The organism is Desulfovibrio litoralis DSM 11393, from assembly GCF_900143255.1.
GTDB classification, from domain to species: Bacteria; Desulfobacterota; Desulfovibrionia; order Desulfovibrionales; family Desulfovibrionaceae; genus Frigididesulfovibrio_A; species Frigididesulfovibrio_A litoralis.
Genome location: NZ_FRDI01000006.1, coordinates 16,234 through 39,703, shown reverse-complemented (window position 1 = coordinate 39,703; position 23,470 = coordinate 16,234). Strand labels below are relative to the sequence as shown.

The window sequence follows — 23,470 nt, the reverse complement described above, 5'->3', positions numbered from 1 at the left end:
CGCAGACGGGTTTATTTCGTAAAAAAAGTATAGGGTTTAAATAAAAATATTCCTTAAACAATTATTTATTAACTATAAAACAACTGATTTATATCACTTAAAAGCAGTACCAAGCGTATTATTTAAAGTCAAATTCTCTTATTTTCACTCTCTTTATGAATAAGTATCAAGCTTTCTAAAATTTCGCTTTACAATACTTTTATAAAAAAACTTTTGCATATTTTTTTATATAAAACTTGACAAGCTTGTAACTTCGTTCTAAAAAGGGTAAGTTTAGCAAAATAAGTTTAATACAAGACAAGAGCGAAACGCTTTTCAGTTGATTGTTTTGTCTTGTTTTTTTGTTATGCGAGTTAATGATTTTATTAAGCTTATTTAAAATTATTAACGCATCCTGTGTAGCCACATGACGGCATAAACGGGGTGGTCGAACAAGACCTCCCTTTTTTTGTTTTATTAATCTAGTAATTTTATTTTTAGGGCTTTATGAAAAATAGTGTCTTTTAGCGAAATAGCGAGACAAATATTTAAAAGTTCCCTATAAGGTTTTTTATTGTTATCTATGCAAAATCCTTTACATGCTCAAATTTTAACGATGGCTGAACCCTTCGTAAAAGCTCAAGGCTTAGAAGTTTGGGGGCTTGAGTTAACCGGTGCCGGCCGCCTGCTTGTTAGGCTTTATGTTGAAACACCTCAAAATATTCAACAAAATATTCAACAAAATATTCAACAGGCCGCCTCTCTTCCAAAAGATGAAGAAAATACCCCTTGCTTAACCGAAATACAATCAGAGACCCAAGCAGAAACACAATTAGGCAATGCGGTTACGGTTAATCAATGCACCTTAATTTCAAAACAACTCGGCTTTGAAATTGAAGAGGCTGATTTAATTGATGATGCCTATACTTTAGAAGTTTCTTCTCCGGGGCTTGAGCGTAGCTTTTTTAAAGCGGAACAAATTCTTCCTTATATAGGACAAGTTTTTGATTTAACACTTAAAACAGCAATGACTGAATATAAACTGCGTAAAAATTTTATCGGAAAAGTATTAAGTGTCGATTTAAACAGTGCTGACGAAAGTGTAAGTTTTTTACCAGCTGACGCTCCGTCTTCTCAGGCGGAACCATCGGTTTTAAAACTTGCCTGGTCAAATATAAAAAAAATCAATTTGGTTTATGATTTTGAGGCACAAAAAGGTAAAAAACACAATAAATAAGTTAAGCTCGTTTGGGTTTTAGTGAAAGTCTGAAAAAGGAGGGGGAAATGAGCCTCGAATTAAAAAAAGCCATTGAACAAATCAGTAAAGATAAAGGCATCGAACGCCATGTTTTGGTAACTACGCTTGAAGAAGCCGTACGCACTTCCGTTGTGCGTAAATATGGTGATGATATAGATATTGAAGTGAGTTTAAACGAAGACTCAGGCGAGATGGAAGTTTATCAATTTAAAATCGTTGTTAAAGAAATCGATGACCCTAATAGAGAAATAGACCTTGAAGCCGCACGTTTACACGACCCGAGCGTTCAGCTTGATGACGAAATGGGCTTTAGACTCAAAATAGAAGACCTTGGACGTATTGCCGCTCAATCGGCTAAACAAGTTATTATCCAAAAAATGCGTGATGCTGAACAAAGCTTGATTTATGAAGAATATAAAGACCGTAAAAACGAAATCGTAAGCGGTATGGTTCAACGTCGTGATAAGGGTGGCTGGGTTATTAACCTTGGACGCACCGAAGCTATCTTACCAAGAGAAGAACAAATTCCTCGTGAACACTTTAAACGCAATGACCGTATTCAGGCTGTTGTTCTTGATGTTTACAAAGAAGCTCGCGGCCCTCAAATTTTAATTTCCAGATCTCACAGAGACTATATGGCGGCTTTATTCCGCCGTGAAGTGCCTGAGGTTGATGACGGAACCGTTCAAATCATGGCGGTTTCTCGTGATCCCGGTTCTCGTGCCAAAGTAGCGGTTATGAGTAAAGACCGTGATGTTGATCCTGTGGGTGCTTGCGTTGGTATTCGTGGTGCAAGAATTCAAAATATTGTCCAAGAATTACGTGGCGAACGAATTGATATTGTTGTTTGGAGCCCGGATATTGCCACATATTCAAAAAATGCTTTAGCTCCTGCGGTAATTTCTAGAATTATTGTTGACGAAGACAATAACTTGTTAGAAGTCATTGTGCCTGATGACCAATTAACCAATGCTATTGGGCGTAAGGGACAAAACGTTAAACTTGCCTCTAAATTACTCGGTTGGAAAATAGATATTTTCACCGAATCTCGCTATAACGAAGCCGGTCATATCAAAGGACTTGAACAAATCGCAAATATGGCAGGGCTTAACCTAGAAGCAATACTCGGAGCAGGTTATAACAACCTTGAACTTTTACACAATACTGATGATGCAAGCATCAAAGAAAGCTTGAACATCAATGACGAAACTTTAACTGAGTTGCGTAATGCCTTAAACTTTGTGCGTTCTGAGTTTGTTGAACTTAACAGCGGCCCAACCGAACCCAAAGGTAATAAGAAAAACAATAAAAAACCTAACAATAAGAAAAAAGACAGACCCAGAAAAGAAGCGTCTTAATTAATCTTAAACTGCCCACAGCTATGCAATATTCAGAAAACAATTCACACAATCTACAAAATATAAAACCACAAGCGTTTTGTACTTCTGTTGATATTGAGAATAAAGATGATAAAAAACATCATGTTGCCATGCGTACTTGTATTATCTGTCGGCTTTGTTTGGAAAAAAACAATTTAAAGCGTTTTGTTTTATTGAGATCTGCCCTTGAAAAAGGCTTTACAATAACGGATAATACCGAAATAGTCGGAGAATTTGTTTTTGATCAAACAAAAACTCTTACAGGACGCGGTTATTATCTTTGCAATAATGAAAACTGTTTCAAAAAACTCTTTCATTACAAACATAAAACAAAAACACAAAATAAAACTTAAAATGAAATAACATATCAGATTAAAATACAAATAATACTGTTATATTTGGCAATAAAAGCAAAAGTTTAATAAAGCTAATATTTATCATCAGAGTGAGTTTAAAAACACTGTTGTTGAATAATGCCGGGAGCAAAAGGGGTTATACATGAGTGAAGATAAGGTTAAGGTTAAAGATTTCGCTTCATCAATAAAAGAAGATGAACAGAGATTACTTGGAATATGTAAGGAACTAAAAATCCCGGCAAAAAGTGTTAATTCTTTGCTCAAGCCCGAAGATATCAGCAATATTAATGCTCACATAGAAGCTAAAAAAATAGAAGCAAGTCGCAATATAAAAGTTAGACGACGCGGAACAGAAAACCCCGTGCCTGAGGCTGATGCGAATAAAGGCAAGGTTAAAAACAATGAACCTGCTAAAAAAGATAAAGCTACTGCCGAGGCTTCAAAAAACAACAGTAAAAAAGCTCAGGCAAAAAATAAAATACAACATGCCGAAGCTAAGGTAATTAGCAAACCCGGTGAAATAAAACCGTTGCAAAACACCGAAAGCTCACAGCCTGAAGTCGTTGCCTCAAAAGTTGAGTCTCCTCAAACTCAAAATAAAGCAACTGAACCTACTGCAAATCACACAGGTGAAAAAGCAACCGATAAAAATTTTGAAAATATCAGTGCAAACGCCCATGACGACACACACAAGGCCTCTGTAGCCAACCAAGCGTCTCATGCGGAACAAAAAGACGAAACGCACAACAGACCTAAAAAAGCCAATAAACCTGAAATTTCCACTCCTACCGTAAAAGTTATTTCGCGCCCTCAAGCACAAGATACTCAAGCCTCAGCCCCAGCGTCAGCATCTGGGAACAGGCAAGGCGGAGAAAACAACAGGTCGCAACATCATTCCGGGAACAGACCGGGATATGATAACGCAGGACGCGGACGACAAAATAATAATCAGGGTGAACGTCCTCAACGAAATAGCTCAGATCGCCCGAGTGGCGACAGACCTTATCGCCCAGCCGGAGATCGCCCAGCGGGAGACAGACCTTATCGCCCAGCCGGAGATCGCCCTGCGGGAGACAGGCCTTATCGCCCAGCAGGAGACCGCCCAGCGGGAGATAGACCTTTTCGCCCTGCCGGAGATCGCCCTGCCGGAGATCGCCCTGCCGGAGATCGCCCGAGCGGAGATCGTCCTTTTCGCCCAGCCGGAGACAGACCTTTTCGCCCTGCGGGAGATCGCCCTGCGGGTGCTTATACTCCTCGTCCTGCAGGTGCCGGTGGTTATACCCCCCGCCCTGCCGGAGGATATGCTCCTCGCCCGGGTGGCTTTGTAGATAAAGACAAAGATGCAGATTCAAGAGACAATCGCCAACGTCCCGGTGGAACTCGCCCTGGCGTTTCTCGCCCCGGTGGCTCTCGTCCAAATTCTGCACCTTTTGCACCTGCGGTTGGTGCGGATATTGAAAATAAAAAAAGACGCAATAAAGATAAACGTACCGTTGATTTTTCTGAGGAATTTGGTCGTAAGAAAAAACATATGGACGGAGATGACAGTGCGTTAAATCACTTGGGACGCAGACAAAAAAATAAGCGTCGTGAGATTAAACCTGTTTCCACTCAACCACTTAAAGCCGTTAAGCGTAAAATTAAGGTTGATGAATTTATTAGAGTTTCTGATTTAGCTCACCAAATGGGCTTAAAAGCCGGAGAAATAATTAAAATATTATTCGGTCTTGGCGTTATGGCGACAATTAACCAAACGCTTGATATAGAAACAGCTACCGTTGTTGCCGCCGAATTTGGCTATGAAGTTGAAAAGGTCGGTTACTCCGAAGATATTTTATTGGTTGACGAAAGTGCCGAAAATCCTGAAGATTTTCAACAGCGTCCTCCGGTTATTACGATTATGGGACACGTTGACCACGGTAAAACGTCCTTACTTGACGCAATCCGCAAAGAGACGGTTGCCGCAGGTGAAGCAGGCGGAATTACCCAACACATCGGTGCTTATCATGTAAAAACCAAAAAAGGCGAAATCGTTTTCCTTGATACCCCGGGCCACGAAGCGTTTACCTCAATGCGTGCCAGAGGTGCTCAAATTACCGATATCGTTGTCTTGGTTGTTGCGGCTGATGACGGCGTTATGGAACAAACCAGAGAAGCCGTTAACCATGCCAAGGCTGCTAATGTTCCTATTATGGTTGCCGTCAACAAAATGGATAAAGAAACCGCTGATCCTGATCGCATTAAACGAGAACTTTCCGAGCTTGAACTTGTGCCTGAAGATTGGGGCGGAACAACGACTTATTCTTATGTTTCGGCAAAGACTCGCCAAGGTCTTGATGACTTTATGGAATTACTCGCTCTACAAGCAGAGATAATGGAACTTAAAGCCAATCCAAATAAATTGGCAAGAGGACATATTGTCGAGGCTCGCCTAGATAAAGGACGCGGAGCTTTAGGTACTGTTTTAATTCAACAGGGAACTTTAAAAGTCGGTGATACTTTCGTTTGTGGCGTGTTGAGCGGTAAAGTGCGTGCTATGTTTGATGATAAAGGTAAGGCAATCAAAGAGGCCGGTCCTTCTACACCTGTTGTGGTACAAGGTTTTGACGGAGTACCCGAGGCCGGAGAAGAATTTGTTTGTTTGACTGATGAAAAATTAGCTCGTCGTATTGCTGAAACTCGTGGAAATAAACAAAGAGAGAAAGACCTCGCCAAAGAAAGTAAGGTTACCCTTGAGACTTTCCTTGCTCGTCGCCCTGACGAAGTTGAAGCCCTTTCGCTCAACTTGGTTGTTAAAGCTGATGTGCATGGTTCTTTGGAAGCGATCACCGATGCCTTACTTAAACTTGCTACGGCAAAAGTTAAAGTACAGGTTATTCATAGCGGAACCGGAGCAATTACCGAATCAGATATTATGCTTGCGGCCGCTTCATCAGCAATTATTATCGGCTTTAACGTACGCCCGACGGCGAAAATTAAAGAAGTTGCCGAAAATGAAAATGTTGAAATCCGTTTCTATGACATTATCTATAAATTGGTTGAAGAAGTACGCAGTGCGATGGAAGGAATGCTCGCACCCGTTAGTAAAGAAGTTTATCTCGGACAAGCAGAAGTGCGTCAAACCTTTAGCCTGCCTAAGGCGGGAGTGGTTGCAGGTTGTTTCGTTATTGACGGAAAAATCACACGCAACGCAGGTATTCGCCTCTTAAGAGACGGTATTGTCGTTCATACAGGCAAAATCAGCTCTCTAAAACGCTTTAAAGATGACGTGCGTGAAGTCTTAAAAGGTTACGAGTGTGGAATTAGCATAGAAAACTTTAATGATATTAAAGCTTCTGATGTTATTGAAGCATTTGAAACTGTTGAAGAAGCCGCAAAGCTCTAACTCTTTATTCTACTAATATAAAACCAAAAAACCCGCTTAAGCCTTAAAAGCTTCAAGCGGGTTTTTTATTTATGTTCATTAACGAGTAAGTTTTTTTAACTAAATAATTCTTTAAGCCAAGTGGGAACGGCAATAGGCTTAGACTCGGCGTTAACACAAGCGTGGAGAGTGAAGCCCGTAGCGAGCAGTTTTGTTTTTGTTTCGTCATAAATTTCATAGATAAATTTTAGCGACGCCTTGTTCCATTCGGAAATACCGACCCTGATTTGTAATAAATCGTCATATCTCGCCGAAGAGCGATAACGACAATTCGCTTCTCGAACAGGTAAAAAAAGCCCTCTAAGCTCGCATTCTTTATAGCTTAAGCCGCTGTTACGAATTAATTCGTTGCGGGCTCTTTCAAAATAATGTAAGTATTCTGCATAATATACCACATTCATCATATCGGTTTCGCCATAAGAAACACGGTGGGTTATCCAACATTGTGTCTTGGGAAAGTCTGTTTTTTCGAGCAGTTCGCCGTGATTATTGTTTGAATTTGTCATAAAAGCTCCGATAAAGTTAAGCCGTTAAAATTATAGTTTACAAGACTGGCTTTTAAGATAAATATTTTAGCAGAAAAGTTCAAAAAAATATATAGCAAGTTTGTAGCGGGAATAAATAGGGATTAAGTGAAAGTTAAATTAAGTAATCGAGCTTTTAAACCCAACAAACTCAACCCTCTAACCCATAAGAAATAACTATGATTGTTAGCCTTGCTTGTGCTGCTTTAGCCGGAGTTGAAGCTTTTAGAGTTGACCTTGAGCTTGACCTTAGTCGCCAAGGTATGCCGTCTTTTTCTTTAGTTGGTTTAGCTGATAATGCGGTTAGAGAAGGACGAGAACGGGTTTTTTCCGCCTTGCGAAATGCGGGTTTTAAGCTCGCTTCCGCTAAAATAACCGTTAATCTTTCACCTGCTGATAGGCGTAAAGACGGAAGTGCTTATGATTTTGCACTCGCTTTAGCCTTGCTCAGTGCTAATGGAATTATTTCACCTGAAAATTTAAGAGGTTATTTTATCGCCGGGGAACTTTCGCTTTCGGGAGATTTAACCCCAGTTAACGGTATTTTGCCAATGGCTGTTTTAGCACGAAAAGAAGGGGCGAGGGGCTTGCTCGTGCCTTTTCAAAATGCTCCAGAAGCAGCTATTGTTGAAGGTTTAGCAGTTTATGGAATACATAATCTTAAAGAAGCCGTTGATTTTTTAAATGGAGAAAAAGAACTTAAAGCTTGGGCGACGCAAATGCCTGTTGGTTTAGAAAATGCCATGCCTTTTGCCCCTGATTTTAGCGAAGTTAAAGGTCAAGAACACGCCAAAAGAGCTATTGAAATTGCCGCTGCCGGCAGTCATAATTTATTGTTTTTAGGACCTCCGGGCAGTGGAAAAACCATGCTCGCTCAGCGTATTCCCTCAATTTTACCTCCTTTGACTTTTGATGAAGCCTTAGAAGTAACCACAATACATAGCGTATCAGGGCTTATTCAGCCGGGTTTTGGCTTGGTGATAGAACGCCCCTTTCGCTCCCCTCACCACACTATTTCAGATATTGGTTTAGTTGGGGGCGGTGCTTATCCTCGTCCCGGTGAAGTTTCGCTCGCTCATAGAGGCGTATTATTTTTAGATGAACTTGCGGAATTTAAAAAACAAGCCTTGGAGGTTTTACGCCAACCGCTTGAAGATGGGCATGTAACTATTACTCGCTCTAGCCAAAGTTTAAGCTATCCCGCACGCATTATGTTAGTAGCGGCGATGAACCCTTGTCCTTGTGGTTATATGACCGACCCCCGCCATAATTGCACTTGTACGCCTATTGCCATTCAGCGTTATCGCAGTCGCCTGTCTGGCCCCTTGCTTGATCGTATTGATATGCATATTGAAGTGCCTGCTGTGCCTTATGATGAATTGGCTTCAAAAAAACCGGGTTTAAGCTCGGCTGAAATGCGAGAACGTATTATTAAAACGAGAAAGTTGCAAAAAGAACGCTATACGAAACAGGCCAGTGCAAAGAATTTTAACCCGACGAATGCTGATTTATCGGGCCATGCCTTAGAAAAATATTGTAAACTTGAAGCCGACGGGCATAAATTTTTAAAACAGGCGGTTCAAACCTTAGGCTTGTCCGCCAGAGCTTATACTCGGATTTTAAGAATTTCTCGCACTATCGCCGATTTAGCCGAAGTTGATCAGATAAAAATAGAACACCTCGCCGAAGCCGTGAGTTGCCGAACTCTTGATCGAGAGAGAATGATATAGTTATTTTATAGTGTTATTAGTTTTAATATATTAATTGCAGTGTGATTTCTTTTTTGCTATACATTTATATATAATTAAACAATTAACAGATAGCGAGGGGGGGGTATGCCGCAAAAACTAATGATAATCTGGTCAGAACAATGGGAGCTAGGAATAGGGATCATTGACGAACAGCATAGGGGAATCGCCAGTTTAATTAACACCTTATTTTATTTTATCAGCACTAAAAAAGCTGAGGCCATGATTGTTTTAATCATGAATGCCGTGAGTCGTTATATCGCACTACATTCAAAAACCGAAGAAGACTTACTTATTCAAACAAAGTATCGCTACGCAGAAGAACACGCTAATTCGCATGCAAAATTTGCAAAAGAACTAAGAGCCAGAATGCAAGAACTTATTGACTCTGGCGTATATACTGTAGCCGCCGAAAATTTCATGGTCTTTTTAAGAGATTATTGGACTCAACATATTTGTAAAGCAGACCCATGTTATGTTGCTCATCTTAAAGAATATTTTGGACATGAACCTAAACAATGTCTTTAACATCATTCTTTCTTGACGAATTTAATGCTTTTTCCTGATCCGTTGTTTTGATTGGATAAAAAATAACTAGCTATTTCATTATTACCTTTTTGTTAAAAACTTAAGAAAATTTAATCTTGCTTAAATCAGAGCTACATGGTGTTTTTTTAGATTATTTTGTAAGAGAGTTTTTTTACAAAGCCTAACACAATTATCAATAAAACTATCATTTTTGTTACATAAATGCTCCCTTGACTTCTAATTTTCAAGATAACAATCTGTATTTATTGATAATTAATATTTCTTGAATTTGTTTGTGTATTCTGTTAGATAAATCAAGAATGAAGTAAATATACTACGCTTTTCTGCTTGTACAAAAAAACACAAGCAGTGTAGTAGATGCTCTTATGTGTTGAGAGTAATAAACCCCAAAAATCTGTGTTTTGTGTTAAAAGTGTGCATTTTAGTAAGTATGCTATATAACTGGATAGAACTATTTTAAAAACATGCTACCTTTCTAAGGAGGGTTTATGAGTTTTGGACGCAAGGTGTTTCAGTTTTTAAAAGAGGCTTCGATCGCTCACGCAAAGTGGGATTATGAAGTTTCAATGTCTATTATTAAAAGCCGTAAGAAATTAATGATTCTTGGCTTAATGCTTTTACCTATTATCTTATTTTCATTTGCGAATGCGAATGATATGATTGGTGGTAAGACAGCTTTTGGACCGGCATTTTATTCTGATACCATATTTTTTGGTTCGATTTTTGTTGGCTTAATTGCGGGATTAATCACAGGTTGTATCGGAGCAGGTGGTGGATTTATTATTACTCCGGCTCTTATGGCTCTTGGAGTTAAAGGTATTTTAGCGGTTGGAACAGACTTGTTCCATATTTTTGCCAAAGCCATTATGGGTACTACTGTTCACAAAAAACTAGGTAACGTTAGCGTTCCTTTAGCTATCGCTTTTTTATGTGGTTCCGGAGTTGGAACTTTTATCGGTGGTGGTATTAACATAGCTCTTTATAATAAAGACCCTTTGTTGTCCGAATTATTTATTAGTGCTCTTTATGCTTTATTGCTTGGTTTTTTAGGTTTTTATGCTCTAGCTGACTTCTTAAAAAGCTCTAAAGGCAATGCCGGTGGCGGAGATGCTCACGGTGGACCTACTGAAAGCACTTCTATGAGTGTTAAGGTTCAAAATGTTAAAATTCCTCCAATGATTAACTTTGATGAAGATTTAGTCCCTGGTGGTAGAAACATCTCTGGCTGGATTGTTGCAGCCGGTGGTTGTTTTGTTGGTATTTTAGCATCAATCATGGGTGTTGGTGGTGGTTTTATTACCTTCCCTATGTTTGTATATGTTTTTGGTGTTTCTTCTATGACTACTGTTGGTACTGATATTCTTCAAATTATCTTTACCGCCGGTTTAGCCGCTATTGCACAGTATGCTATTTATGGCTTTGTATTTTATACTTTAGCTATGGGTATGCTTGTTGGATCCTTGCTTGGCATTCAAGTTGGTGCTTTAACTACTAAAGTTGTTAAAGGAATTCATATTCGTGGTTTTTATGCTATTTCTATTTTAGCCGGTTTTATTAACCGTCTTGCTACCCTACCTAAAAAAATGGTAGAGCTTGAAATGGTCAATTTACCACTCGCTTTTGTAAACGGCTTTGAATTTGTTGGTAATATAATTTTCTGGATTATTGTTAGTGTCTTTGGTATCTGGGTTATAGGCAAGTTCATTGTAAATATCGGCAAACTCAGAGCGGAGGGTTAGTCATGATTATCAGAGATAAATCTAAATTCATTAAAGGTGCTACTTTACTTGTTAGCTTTATGGCTATCTTTGTTTCGCTATTTATGCCCATTATCCCTATGGACGGTGGCAAGTATGAAAATCCTTTAAACTTTGCTGATGATTTTTTTAATAAGCTTTCTAAAGGATCATCTTATTTTATTCCTAATGTTATCGAAAGAGTAAATGCTGGTCTTTCTAATACCAATATTGATTTAACTATCCATATGAAAAATGAAGACAGAGCGAATCTTGCGGTTAAAATGTTAAATGAACTTGGTGCAACCGCTTTATTAAAAGATAAAGATGAAAAAGGCTTCGTAGTCTCTATAACTGGTTCTTTACATAAAATTGCACTCGCTGCGACTACTGATTCTGAAGACTTGTTCCAAAATAACGGAAAAGCCGTTTCTCAGCGTTGGAATGGCGTAGACCATACAACAATTAGTAGAACTTGGCATGAAATGCTAAGCGGAATGATTCGCCCAATGCAGGCACAGAAACTTGTTGCGGAAGCTCAAGTTATTGATGCTGTTGTACGTCGTGCTATAGAGCCGGCACATAACTTCTTTGACATTCCGTCTGGTCGAGTGGCGGACAATATCCCTATGTTGGTGTTCTTATTAGTGTTTTATGTTGTTTATACAATGTGGTATGGCTTTGCTATCTTTGATTTATTTGAAGGTGTAGGCTTAACCATGAAAAAAGCAGCTGTAAAACAAGAAGTTTAATTGATTTATTATTCTGTTTAATAGGTTTAATTTATAATAAAAAACGCCTCTTTTTATAGGGGGCGTTTTTTGTTTATTGCACTTATAAAAACTTTGAGTTTATTAGCGTATAAAGACCGCTTTTATTATCATTTGATGCTCTGTATGCACATAGTATCAAACGTTTTAAAACACAAAAACCACTTATTTTACAGGAAAATTAAATTTTCCCTTTGTGTCAGCCCCAAAGCCCACTGGCAGGCAAAGCCAGCCTAGTGTCCTTATATTTCGAGGGTTTCACCCCCGAAGCCCCAAAGCCCACTGGCAGGCAAAGCCAGCCTAGTGTCCTTATTCGTGTTTTTTGGATAGCCTTTTTAGCGAAAGCCACTATGAGACGATTGTGCAATAGTCTCATATAATTTATAAGATTAGTTAATTAGTTAAAATATATTAGTTTTTAAGATATAGAAACTTATTTACAACTATTTATTTTTTAACAACTTATCTAACTCTCTTATTTCTTCTTCCGGCATATTAAAGCTATGTTCTTTTGTCGGAAAAGTTCCGCTTTCAACCTCTTTGCAATATTCTTCAACCGCATTTTTCATACATGAAGCCAAGTTAGCATAACGTTTGACAAATTTTGGCGTAAAATCGGAATATAACCCCAAAAGGTCATGCGAAACCAAAACTTGCCCGTCGCAACCCGCCCCTGCTCCAATTCCAATTGTTGGAATCTTGAGAATATTTGTGATTCTTGTTGCTAAGGCTTCGGGAATCGCTTCCAATACAATAGAAAAACAACCGGCATCTTGAAGAGCTATAGCTTCTTTTATTAGTAACAAGGCAGTTTCCGCCGACTTCCCCTGAACTTTAAACCCTCCTAAAGTAGCGAGCCGTTGGGGGGTTAAGCCTATATGTCCCATAACCGGAATACCGGCTTCTACCATAGCTTTTACTTGAGGCAAAACTCTTCCGGCTCCTTCAACCTTAACCGCCTTGGCTTGACCTTCGACCATTATTCGAGCCGAGTTTTTAAGAGCCTCTTCAACACTGATTTCATAAGACATAAATGGCATATCCGCCACAATCAAGCTGTGTTTTGTACCCCTTGCCACCGCAGATGAATGCCGTATAATATCATCAACGGTAACCGATAAGGTATCGCTCCTGCCTAAAACAACCATACCCAAAGAATCACCGACCAAAAGAATATCCACACCGGCAGAGTCAAAAATCATTGCACTTGTATAATCATAAGCAGTTAATACGCTTAACTTTTTTTTGCCTTTACTTTGGCGTATATCATAGCTGGTGATAAGTTTTTGTGGTGTATGAGTACTCATAAGGGTAGCTCCGCTATCTTATTGTTTTAATATATTTTTTATCAGAAAGTAACCGATTAGTTTCTTGTTTTTTGCCTATGTTATTTTTATAAACTAAATCCTGTTAATAAACTTGACTTATTATCCACTAAAAAGCAAGAATATTAATATTGCAGTAAAAAGCTATTGAAAACTCAGTTTTGCGTTTTTGTTCATCATTTTATGTTTTGTTTGCTATGCTTTGTTTGCACAACCGCATAAAATATCTTAATACACAAAAATCACTCAGTTTACAGAAAAAACAAGCGAGGTAAAAATGTTACAATATTGGTTAGTAAAAAGTGAAGCAAATTGCTACTCTATTGATGACTTAATAAAAGAGCCAAACCAAACAACAGCTTGGAGCGGAGTACGCAATTATCAAGCCCGTAATTTCATGCGTGATATGATGAAAATCGGCGATCAAGTCTTTTTTTATCATAGCGTAACCAACCCCGGCATTGTCGGTTTGGCGGAAGTTTGTTCAAAAGCGTATCCTGACCCGACGCAGTGGGATATGAACGACCCTCACTGTGATCCAAAATCACAACCTGATAATCCACGTTGGTATCTTGTTGATTTAAAATTTGTCGATAAATTCAAAACGCCAATTTCTTTAAGTATCTTAAGAAGTTATTCCGAACTAAGCGGAATGGAACTTTTAAAAAAAGGTAGCCGGTTATCGGTAATGCCTGTGCAAAAAAATGAGTTTGAGTTTATTTTAAAGCTAATAACTAGTTAAAGCTAAAATTTATACGCTTTAAGCTGTTTCAGTAATAACCTGTTCTCCTTTTTCGATAAGTTCCATATGACTAAGCATTTTCAAGCGTTTTTCGGTTAAGGCTATACTGTTGCCCATAATAATATCAAGCTGTCTGGTGTGCATAACCAAATAGCCAACGACTCTAAGCTTAGGTAAAAGCTGTTCAACTGTTCCGCCTTCAATACGAGCGGTTAAAGAATCAGCACTCAAATCACAGTTAAAGCCAAAAGGCGTTAAAAGATCGGCGATAAAATGCACACGCATAATACGGCGTTCTTTGTTGGTTGCCCCGCCACGAAACTGAAAAATAACAAAATTTTCTTTTTCTCTGTTGCCAACCAAAGCATCAAGAGAAAGGTAATGAAAACCAAAACGACTACTCATATTGCAATAATCTTTGGTAATCATGAAATAATTTTTTTCGGTATAAACTGAAGATTGTTGTGCCGGATCAAGGTTGGGGTTAATTGTTGCTTCAAAAACAATCGACATTAACCCTTTAGCACTAACAGGCGGAGGACCGTCCCAAGGAACGGCTTCTATCCCTTCCCAGAGGGCATGTAAGGGCTTTGAAACTATTTGATTAATATTTACATATTGCCCTTTAATTTGTTCTTTAAATCCATCGTTTAAGTCAACAACCCAAAATTGTTTAGGTACATAAGTCGTTAATTGTTTAGCGGTATTATACGAACTTTTGCGGTCTGTGCCATAGCGTAACATTTCCTGCATGATTTTTGCTCTAACATACAAAGAAATATCTATATAACTTTTGCAGTTAGCAACGGTAAAATCAGGGTTATCAGGGTCAAGCGGAAGATGAACGGGCAACGCCAAAGCACCAAGACTAATCGCCAATTCATGCATCGGGCTATTTGGAATCATTAGATATTCAACAACACTTTCCGCCTCTTCGGCACTCAAAACGATTTCTTGAACCAACTCTTGTTCAAAATCAATATGCAAATAGGGCATTTCATTAAGGGATAAAATTGCATCAAACAAACTTGGCTCTTCGTCGCAAATAAATAAAGGTTTTTGTAACAATCTTGCCATAGCGGAGAAATATCCGTTTGGCGAGGCTTGTTTTACGATAACCGCTGAGGCAAACTCCAACATAAACGACCATTGCTGTGCCGCCCTTTCCATTACTAAAATAGCCCCAAGCGGAAAGTTTATTGCGTCTGTGATATTTCTAACCAAAACGGCTTTAGCGGTAATATCTTTAAAGTTGACCTGCCTCCCTACTCTTTTGCTGTTGCCAAATCCCCATGCCCGACCTATTCCGGGATATGGGCTTGAATTTAAAGTATCCCACGCCGGCTGGGGAATAACCTGATTAAGGTGAGGGCTTAATTCTTCCGGTTTAATACAACTTGAAAAAGACAGAAAACTAACTTGCCCCGTGCGTGATAATGCCCAAAAAGCTACGCTGTCTTCAGTTAAATAGTGAGATATTTTTTCCCCGGCTTCTAACAGCGATTTTTGCAAATCTATAGATAACCCTTCAGTATCTTTAATTATTTTTGTATCTTTATTTTTCCCTATTTCGGTGAAACTACGTTTTATATGTATGGTAATTTGTGTTTTTTCTGAAATATTGGGGCGAATTACAATATCGCCTCTAGCTGATTCCGTATCTATACGGCGAAAAATTACACAAAAGGGCATACCCCTATGTCTTATTCCTCGTTTTAAACGATAAGCCGAAGATTGTGGACGAAAGGCAAAGCTCATCGCTGTTTTAAAGGCGTTAATACAAGCTTTTTTCGCTGTTTCAAGGTCAGGGGTATAAGCGATTAGCTGTTCGGGAAGGAAAAGTGCGTTATGCTCTTGCAAAACAGGGCGACATTGCACCAACAAGGCTTGACCCGGTGCCGCCAGGCTGTGATAAACTTCCGAAAGTTCACGCTCTATGGCTTCTTCTATCTCGGGCGGTAAAGGAGCCGCCGCCATTCGATCTTTAATCGAGGCACAAGCAGCTTCATATAATTGTAAATCGTCTCTTGATATTTGAATTGTACGGTCTATTTCGCTTTGAAGGTCATTAAACGCCATAAAACTTTGCCACGCCGCGGAGGTTAAAACAAAACCTTTTGTAAATAATTCAGGTTCGTCCTTGGCTATTTTTGCCATATTTGTCAAATCAGGATTAACAAGTGGCATTGCCTTGTCTGAATGAGCTTCCGTTATCTCGTCAAGGCTTAATAAAAAAGGGCCTTCTACAACGATAACAGCACTTTTTAGAATATTTTGTACTTCGATCTTTAAGACATCAAAGGGTTGATTAAGTTTTTTATAGCGATCTTTTGATAAGGCGTTAAGATGAATTAAACATTGCATTACCGAACTTGAAAGACGCGAGGCACAGCTTCGAATAAAAGGCATTCCATACGGAGCATTATTACAAAGCCTTTCTTCAAGTTCCATTGCAACAGAAGAAATTTCAAGGTGGGCATTTAAAAACAGTTTAAAACGGTGGAAGCGTGCGGCAAATTTTTGTTCGTCTTTAACTGCTTCTATAGCTGGTGTTTTTTTTTGAGAAAATATTTTTTTTAAAAATGAAAACAAACCCATTATTTTGCCTTTATTTGTTGAATAACGATAAAAGTTAAACAGAAATTTTATTTAATTTTCTAAGCGTTTCTGTTTAACCGCGTCTTCTATTTTATTACAAAGCGATTCTAAATCAACGGGTTTTAATTCATAAGAAAAAACCCCCATACCGAGAGCCTCTGTTGAAACTTCGGGATCAGCCAAACCGGAAAGCATAATCACGGCAATATTAGGATATAAAGCACTTACTTTCCCCAAAACTTCAAAACCGTTCATATTTGGCATTTTTACGTCTAGTAATATCACATCAACAGCATTTTCTTTTAAAAAAGTTAAACAAGATAAACCATCAGCCACATTAAAAACCGTCATATTTTTTCTTTGAAGTCTTAAAGTCAATACTTCGGCGACTTCAACCTCATCATCTACGATCAGAACTTTAAGTTGTGGCATTTTTCACTCCTCGGCAAAATATGAATATATAAAAGACTATGAGTATATAAATATAGCCTTAACACATTATAATAAAGTGAAATTCTTAAAAATGCAATCTTAAGAAAAAACTTTGATAAATTAAATAATTATGTATTTATAGACTAAACGACTCACCAAGATAAACGCGTTTTGCCTTTTCGTCGTTAACGATATAATCGGGAGTACCGTTTAAGATTACTTGGCCTTCATACATAAGATAAGCACGATCACAAATTCTTAGTGTTTCTCTAACGTTATGATCAGAAATCAAAACGCCGATATTCCGAGTTTGCAAATTACGAATTAAAATTTGCAAATCATCAATCGCCAAAGGGTCTATTCCCGCAAAGGGTTCATCAAGCAATATAAATTTAGGTGAACGAATTAAAGCACGAGCCACTTCCAAACGCCTTCTTTCTCCGCCTGAAAGGTGTCCTGCTAAAGTATTTGCAATATGCGAAATATGGAACTCTTCGAGTAACTTATTCGCTTGCTTTTCTTGTTCGTTGCGTGAAATTCCCGTGTGTTCCAAGATAATCTTTAAGTTATCTTTAGCACTTAACTGGCGGAAAACAGAGCTTTCTTGAGGCAGGTAGGAAATTCCTATTCTCGCCCTTTTATAAAGAGGATAAAGACTGATATTGCGGTCATCTAAAAACACCTTTCCGCTAGTAGGTTTTTGTAACCCGACAAGCATATGGAAGGTTGTAGTTTTTCCCGCTCCGTTTGGTCCCAATAAACCAACAACTTCACCTTCGCTAACGTTTAAAGATACATTCCGCACAACTTGGCGTTCCGCAAAGTGTTTACAAAGTGCTTCTGCTTTTAATTGCGACATGGCTAGAGTTCCTTAATCATGAGATATTAATTTGCTGAAAAAATTATATTTGCTTTATACTATAAAGATTGTCTTATTGTGGCAGTGTACTAAGCCACTCTTCAAAAGCTTCTCTTGTTCTTTGAGCATAAAGCTCTTTGCGGCTTTTCTTTTTGGCTTTAATGTGAAGTTCGGGCATTAAACCATATTGAACATTAGAGGGTTGAAAATTTTTTGTCTCTCTTTGCAAATGGTTCATTAAAGAACCTAAAACACTAGTTTCCGGAAGTGGACTTAAATTTTTTCCGCTTAAATTGTTAGCCAGATAAAAGCCGAGCCAAAGACCGTTTGCCGCAGATTCAAGATAACCTTCGACTCCGGTTATTTGCCCAGCGAGATGGATTTTTGGATTTGCTTTTAAAGAAAGGTCAGCATTTAATGTCTTTGGAGCATTCACATAAGTATTGCGGTGCATACTGCCATGCCTAATAAATTCGGCATTAGCCAAACCCGGAACAAGGCGGAAAATACGCTCTTGTTCTTTATATAACAGTTTAGTTTGAAAGCCTACTAAGTTATAAGTTTCTTTATTTCTGTTTTCCGGTCTTAATTGTAAAAGGGCAAAAGGTCTTCTTCCCGTTCTGGGGTCTTCAAAACCAACCGGTTTCATGGTTCCAAACAGTAAAGTTTTTTCACCTCTGGCGGCGAGGGCTTCAATTGGCATACAACCTTCAAAGTGAATTTCCTTCTCAAAATCTTTTGCACCAACGGTTTCACCGTTAATTAAAGCCTGATAAAAAACTTCGTATTCTTCTTTGGTAAAAGGGCAGTTTAAATAATCTTCTTCTTCGGGGTTATACCTTGAGCCGGCAAAAACAATACTGCGGTCAACAGATTCCGCACTAATAATTGGAGCAATAGCATCATAAAAATAAAGTGAATCTTGTCCCGTTAATTTCGCCAAGGCCTCTGTGATAGGTTCTGAACTAAGCGGGCCTGTGCTTAAAACAACTTTATCAAAGCCTTTTAAGGGGGCGAGGTTTAAATCTAGATGACAAACTTCTTCTCTAATAATTGTTAAATTTGGAGTTTGTTCTAAAATTGCAGTGATATATTTACTAAAAAGTTCTCGATCAACCGCCAAGGCTTTTCCGGCGGGAACTTTGGTTTCTTCGGCAACCGCCATAGTCAGACTGTTTAATTCTTTAAGTTCAAGCTTTAATAAGCCTATAGCATTTGTATGATCAGCCGAACGAAAAGAATTTGAACAAACAAGCTCGGCAAAATCAGAGCTAGTATGTGCCGGCGAGTATTTATTTGGTTTCATTTCAAACAAACTGACTTTGTGCCCTGATAAAGCTAAACTAAAGGCAACTTCCGAACCGGCTAATCCACCGCCGATAACAGCAACATTTTGAGGTGAATCGGAAGCAAGTTTATTGTAAAAAACTTTGGCTTGGTTAATAAAAGCTTGTAAAGAAGGTGGCAAATCTAAAAGCACAGGTATCTCGTTTGAATTTATAGGCATAATTTTTATTTAATTGATAGGTAAAGTTGATGTTTGATTAGCGGGTTTATTTTGAGCTTTTTGTAAACCCACAGAATATTTTATTGAATTATCAATATACATTTCAGTTAATTGAGAAGTATTCAAATCGGTGTAATACATACGCCCGCTATGGACCTCATAAAAGTCTTGCACTTCGCCGTAATGTTTTAACGCCGGTATTGCATTAACCAACATTGGAGAAATAATATAAAAAAATCCCCAAAAACAAGCGAGAACAATCAATAATTTAACAATTCCAAAATATGTTTTTTGTGTTTTCATTTTATTTATAATTTATTAAAGGCAAGTTGTTAAAAAGTAAAAAAATCTTATCGATAGAAACAAAATTGTCAGTTTTTAAGTTTAATTGAAATAATCAAATTTCACAAGCTAAACTAATCAGCTAAAAAAATTTATCACAAAAATAAGAAAAGTATAAATTTTAAATTATTGTTACAAAATAATAAGGCCACAGCATATAAATACTGCGACCTTATTATTTTTTTTGTTAAAAACGTTTTTATAATGTGGCTGTGATTTCAGGAAACACTTTATAAAACATAATCCAAGCCATTAACAGGGTAAGACAAAGGTTAAAGCTTTGTCCACAAACGTAAAGAATAATAGGCTTAGCACCTTTAAAATATTTTGCCAGTTCACGGAAGTTAGTCGCCAAACCGATAGTTGTAAAGGCTATAACAAAGAACCAACCACGAAGCGGACTGGAAAGACCTTTAATAACACCCTCGTCAACAACTGCCTTGGCAAGATCTTTTCCAAGTTCGGCGCTGAGGGCTGAAAAGATAATAGAAGCAGCCAAAAATCCTAAAACAAACTTAGGAAAGCGGTGCCAAATTTCCATAGGGCTAACTTTTTGTCCTTCAACACGGTCTACTTTTGTTGCCCAATAAATTGCCACACAAAATGCCGTTACACCAATTAAAACGTTTTGGATCATTTTAATCGTGGCGGCTACTGCCATTGCTGTATCACCTAAAAAAGCTCCGGCGGCGGTAACGGCTCCTGTTGAGTCAACTGTTCCGCCAATCCATGCACCACCAAGAACTTGGGGCATACCCATTGCTTTAATAAACATAGGCATAACAATCATCATAATCGCTGTAAAAAGCAGAGAAAGACCTATTGATAAAGTTAACTCTTCTTTTTTAGCACGACAAGCGGCGGCGGTAGCAATAGCGGCCGAAGTTCCGCAAACAGACATATCAGCCGAAATTACGATATTAAGAGTTTTAGACTCCATTTTTAAAACTTTTTGTCCAAAAATATAAGTACAAACTAAAACTATAGGCGTTACGACCCAAGCAACAAAAATACCCGGAATACCGATTGCCAAAATTTTACTCATTAATACTTCAGCACCAAGTAAAACCAAACCGGTTTTAATATAATATTCAACTTCAAGAGCAGGTTTAACAAATTTTGGAGTTCCGACAGTGTTGGCAATCACCATTCCTATTATAATCGCCCAAGCTTCACCACCGATTCCATAATATTTCATCTGAGATTGATTACCTATACTTTGAGCAAGTACGGCAATAACAAAGATAAACAAAAATCCCACAATAAATTTAGGAACGGGCTTGCCCATAAAGAACATACCGACCGAGAAAAATCCGGCTAAGATTATCCCTAAAACAGAGAGCGAGAAAAACAAATTAAACGGTTTTGTGCTAGCGGCGGTTTTTGCTTTAGTTTCCGCTTGTACAGCCTTGTTCCAAACAAGAGCGGTCTCTCCGGCAACCCTGTTCAGATTGACATCTTTAAATTCGGCGGCGGTGGCAACAGCTTCGGCTTGTTTTGCAACCTCAAGAGTTTGTGCAGTTTTAGCTTGTGCTTTTGTATACTTTTCCTGATTGGCAATATTTTTTGCAGCGATCGCTTCTTCAGACATCAAAAAAGAATCAACGATATTGCTTGTCCAACCGTGGGGAGTTGTAAGATAATGTTTAAACAATTTACCTAATTCATTTTTACTGGCAGTAAAGGTGTTTTTTTTCTCTTGTGCCGCAAACCAAGCTATGCTTTTAAAAGGCTTTTCACCTTCTGCTTTTAAAATAGCTTGATACGGGGCTATTTTCTCGTTTAGCTCTTCTTGTGTCGAAGATGAAGCAAACGCAAAGAATGCTACTATCAAAATAACCGAGCCTAACCAAATAGCCCAGTAATCTTCTTTTGTCCACAAGTCTGTCCAGCTTGATTTTGCTTTATCAATAACGACATCGCTGCTTTTTTTCATAGATAAATCCCCCAAAGTTTATTAGTTACACCAAATTTTTTCTACCAATTAAGTGATAAAAATCACAATTATTTTATTAAAGCATAATTGTTCTTTGTTGTAAATAAAAAAGTAATTTCCTTTAGTAAGACACTCCAAAAAACACGAATTTATAAATAAAGCCCACTGAGCGGGCTTTGCCTGCCAGTGAATCTTGAGAAACTTGTGGGGCTTCGGGGTAATTCCCGAAACACAGGTAAAAATTAATTTCCCCATAAAATTAGTAGCTTTTGTGAATTAAAACATTTTATGCTCTGTATGTACAAAGCGTAAAATGTTGACAAAAGAACACAAAACGCAGTTTTGCAATGGACTTAACAATGAATTTAACAGCGGACTTAACAGCGGAGTATTTACCGTCTCTATAAACTTGTTATTGTAATAACTTAGCGTCATAAACTTAACAATTTTTGTTTTTTTATTAACGAATTTGATTTTTTGTGCTTTCCTGATTGACTAGTAAGATATTACGTTTTATTGTAACGGCTGTTTTTTATCGTGGATAAAAGAATCATGAATAAAATAAAAACGCAGAGGGATAGTTCGATGAAACAGTATAATATTGCTTATTTGCCGGGTGATGGTATCGGGCCTGAGGTTAGTGCTGAAGCACACAAAGTTTTGGCAAAGGTATCTTCTGATTACGGATTTAGTTTAAAATGGGTTGAGTTTCCTTATGGTGCTACTCACTATTTAAAAACAGGCGAATTGTTGAGTCAGAGTGCTTTAACCGAAATGGCTGATTGTTCGGCTATGATGCTTGGTGCTGTTGGCGACCCAAAAGTAAAGCCAGGCGTTTTGGAACAAGGAATTTTACTTGCCCTGCGTTTTCATTTTGACCAATATATTAACTTACGCCCGGCTGTTTCTTTCCCTAACGTTCCGCTACCAATTGCCTTGCCAAAGGGTGAGCAAATTAATTGTGTGGTTGTACGTGAAAACACTGAAGATTTTTATATGGGTATAGGCGGACGAGGACGTAAAAACTTCCAAGTGCCTTTACATGCAAAACGTGCTTTGTATGATTTTAATGCGACTCTTGATGTAAAACTTGATCAAGATATTGAAATGGCTATTCAGCTTGGTGCTATTTCTCGCCCGGGTATTGAAAGAGTAACTCGTTTTGGTTGTGAACTAGCTAAAAAACGTGGCGAAAAAAATGTTGCTTTAGTAAGCAAAAGTAACGCTGTCCCTCATATTTACGGATTTTTAGACGAAGTTACCAAAGAAGTAGTCGCTAAAGAATACCCTGATTTAACTTTAAGCGTTGTTAACGTTGATGCTCTTTGTTACCACTTGGCTCGCAAGCCACAAGGCTGGGGCGTTATGATTTGTCCTAACTTATTTGGAGATATCGTTAGCGACTTGCTTGCCGGTTTGGCTGGCGGTCTTGGCGTTGCTGCCGCAGGTAATATCGGTGACGGTTTATCTATGTTTGAACCAATTCACGGTTCTGCTCCTGATATCGCAGGCACTGGCAAAGCAAACCCAATCGCAGCGATACTTTCAGCCGCAATGATGCTTCAACATGTTGGCGAAGACAAAGCCGCCGCTGTGATTGAAGATGCTGTTAAAGCTTATCTTGCTGATGCTAAACTTCCGCAAATGCCTATTGAATTTGGTGGTTCAGCAAGTTGCAGTAATGTTGGTGATATGGTTTTAGCTCGCATTAAATAATGATATTGAATTATTATATTGAATTAATGTAATAGTTAAATTTATAAATAGGTTATAGATAAAAATCCCCCTGTAGTGATGTTGTTGCTACATGGGGATTTTTTTGTTTGTTTGATTTCTAATATTAAAACTAACATTGAAAACTCGAACGATCCGATGAAATAAACCTCTTTGAGTCGCCTCATATCCTTATAAATAATAAAATTACATTTTTATTATAACTTTATTAAACAAACTAACGCTCCCACGAAATAAACCTCTTTGAGTCCCCTCATATACCTATAATAAAA

Annotated in this window: 18 protein-coding genes; 10 read left to right on the top strand and 8 right to left on the bottom strand. The window is 38.2% G+C overall.

Annotated features, from left to right (window positions below; translation table 11 throughout):
- The first annotated feature begins 562 nt into the window (after positions 1-562).
- From BT999_RS07355 to infB, 4 genes are all read left to right on the top strand, one after another.
- Entirely contained in the window at positions 563-1,216 is a 654-nt protein-coding gene (locus tag BT999_RS07355; protein WP_072697140.1) for an LSm family protein, read from the top strand.
- 47 nt (positions 1,217-1,263) lie between these two features.
- On the top strand, positions 1,264-2,595 hold the full coding sequence (nusA, locus tag BT999_RS07350; protein WP_084650638.1) for a transcription termination factor NusA: 1,332 nt from the start codon (positions 1,264-1,266) through the stop codon (positions 2,593-2,595).
- 23 nt (positions 2,596-2,618) lie between these two features.
- Entirely contained in the window at positions 2,619-2,969 is a 351-nt protein-coding gene (locus BT999_RS07345; RefSeq protein WP_072697139.1) for a YlxR family protein, read from the top strand.
- Between the two features lie 364 nt (positions 2,970-3,333).
- Positions 3,334-6,357 (top strand): translation initiation factor IF-2, encoded by a 3,024-nt coding sequence (gene infB / locus BT999_RS07340; RefSeq protein WP_425429659.1) that lies wholly within the window; start codon positions 3,334-3,336, stop codon positions 6,355-6,357.
- A gap of 95 nt (positions 6,358-6,452) precedes the next feature.
- Here the strand turns inward: infB and BT999_RS07335 are convergent, their stop codons facing one another.
- Positions 6,453-6,902, bottom strand: a complete 450-nt coding sequence (locus BT999_RS07335) for an acyl-CoA thioesterase (protein WP_084650637.1) — start codon at positions 6,900-6,902, stop codon at positions 6,453-6,455.
- A gap of 197 nt (positions 6,903-7,099) precedes the next feature.
- Here BT999_RS07335 and BT999_RS07330 point away from each other — a divergent pair, with 197 nt between their 5' ends.
- The 4 genes from BT999_RS07330 to BT999_RS07315 all read left to right on the top strand — a co-directional run bounded on the left by BT999_RS07330 (position 7,100) and on the right by BT999_RS07315 (position 11,705).
- Positions 7,100-8,650, top strand: a complete 1,551-nt coding sequence (locus BT999_RS07330) for a YifB family Mg chelatase-like AAA ATPase (protein WP_072697137.1) — start codon at positions 7,100-7,102, stop codon at positions 8,648-8,650.
- A 105-nt stretch (positions 8,651-8,755) separates the two neighbouring features.
- On the top strand, positions 8,756-9,196 hold the full coding sequence (locus tag BT999_RS07325) for a bacteriohemerythrin (RefSeq protein ID WP_072697136.1): 441 nt from the start codon (positions 8,756-8,758) through the stop codon (positions 9,194-9,196).
- Positions 9,197-9,705: 509 nt separating this feature from the next.
- Positions 9,706-10,956 carry a sulfite exporter TauE/SafE family protein gene (locus tag BT999_RS07320; protein ID WP_072697135.1) on the top strand — a complete coding sequence of 417 codons (1,251 nt, stop codon included), beginning with the start codon at positions 9,706-9,708 and terminating at the stop codon, positions 10,954-10,956.
- Positions 10,957-10,958: 2 nt separating this feature from the next.
- Positions 10,959-11,705: a hypothetical protein gene (locus tag BT999_RS07315; RefSeq protein WP_072697134.1), complete on the top strand. Its 747-nt coding sequence runs from the start codon at positions 10,959-10,961 to the stop codon at positions 11,703-11,705.
- A 461-nt stretch (positions 11,706-12,166) separates the two neighbouring features.
- Here BT999_RS07315 and panB read toward each other — a convergent pair whose 3' ends face one another.
- Positions 12,167-13,030, bottom strand: coding sequence for a 3-methyl-2-oxobutanoate hydroxymethyltransferase (gene panB, locus BT999_RS07305; RefSeq protein ID WP_072697132.1), 864 nt, complete (start codon positions 13,028-13,030; stop codon positions 12,167-12,169).
- Positions 13,031-13,325: 295 nt separating this feature from the next.
- Between panB and BT999_RS07300 the strand changes: the two genes are divergently transcribed.
- On the top strand, positions 13,326-13,790 hold the full coding sequence (locus BT999_RS07300) for an EVE domain-containing protein (RefSeq protein WP_072697131.1): 465 nt from the start codon (positions 13,326-13,328) through the stop codon (positions 13,788-13,790).
- An 18-nt stretch (positions 13,791-13,808) separates the two neighbouring features.
- On the opposite strand, the gene BT999_RS07295 is transcribed toward BT999_RS07300, so the two are convergent.
- The 6 genes from BT999_RS07295 to BT999_RS07270 form a co-directional block, all read right to left on the bottom strand.
- Positions 13,809-16,388 carry a PEP/pyruvate-binding domain-containing protein gene (locus BT999_RS07295; protein WP_072697130.1) on the bottom strand — a complete coding sequence of 860 codons (2,580 nt, stop codon included), beginning with the start codon at positions 16,386-16,388 and terminating at the stop codon, positions 13,809-13,811.
- A 51-nt stretch (positions 16,389-16,439) separates the two neighbouring features.
- Positions 16,440-16,820 carry a response regulator gene (locus BT999_RS07290; RefSeq protein WP_072697129.1) on the bottom strand — a complete coding sequence of 127 codons (381 nt, stop codon included), beginning with the start codon at positions 16,818-16,820 and terminating at the stop codon, positions 16,440-16,442.
- Positions 16,821-16,956: 136 nt separating this feature from the next.
- A complete protein-coding gene (gene lptB, locus BT999_RS07285; RefSeq protein WP_072697128.1) occupies positions 16,957-17,679 on the bottom strand; it encodes an LPS export ABC transporter ATP-binding protein in 723 nt (240 codons plus the stop codon).
- A 73-nt stretch (positions 17,680-17,752) separates the two neighbouring features.
- Positions 17,753-19,186 carry a methylenetetrahydrofolate--tRNA-(uracil(54)-C(5))-methyltransferase (FADH(2)-oxidizing) TrmFO gene (trmFO, locus tag BT999_RS07280; RefSeq protein WP_084650636.1) on the bottom strand — a complete coding sequence of 478 codons (1,434 nt, stop codon included), beginning with the start codon at positions 19,184-19,186 and terminating at the stop codon, positions 17,753-17,755.
- 9 nt (positions 19,187-19,195) lie between these two features.
- On the bottom strand, positions 19,196-19,489 hold the full coding sequence (locus BT999_RS07275) for a hypothetical protein (RefSeq protein ID WP_072697127.1): 294 nt from the start codon (positions 19,487-19,489) through the stop codon (positions 19,196-19,198).
- A gap of 238 nt (positions 19,490-19,727) precedes the next feature.
- Positions 19,728-21,464, bottom strand: coding sequence for a YeiH family protein (locus tag BT999_RS07270; protein ID WP_072697126.1), 1,737 nt, complete (start codon positions 21,462-21,464; stop codon positions 19,728-19,730).
- 585 nt (positions 21,465-22,049) lie between these two features.
- Between BT999_RS07270 and BT999_RS07265 the strand changes: the two genes are divergently transcribed.
- Positions 22,050-23,180: an isocitrate/isopropylmalate dehydrogenase family protein gene (locus BT999_RS07265; protein ID WP_072697125.1), complete on the top strand. Its 1,131-nt coding sequence runs from the start codon at positions 22,050-22,052 to the stop codon at positions 23,178-23,180.
- The last annotated feature ends 290 nt before the right edge of the window (positions 23,181-23,470 follow it).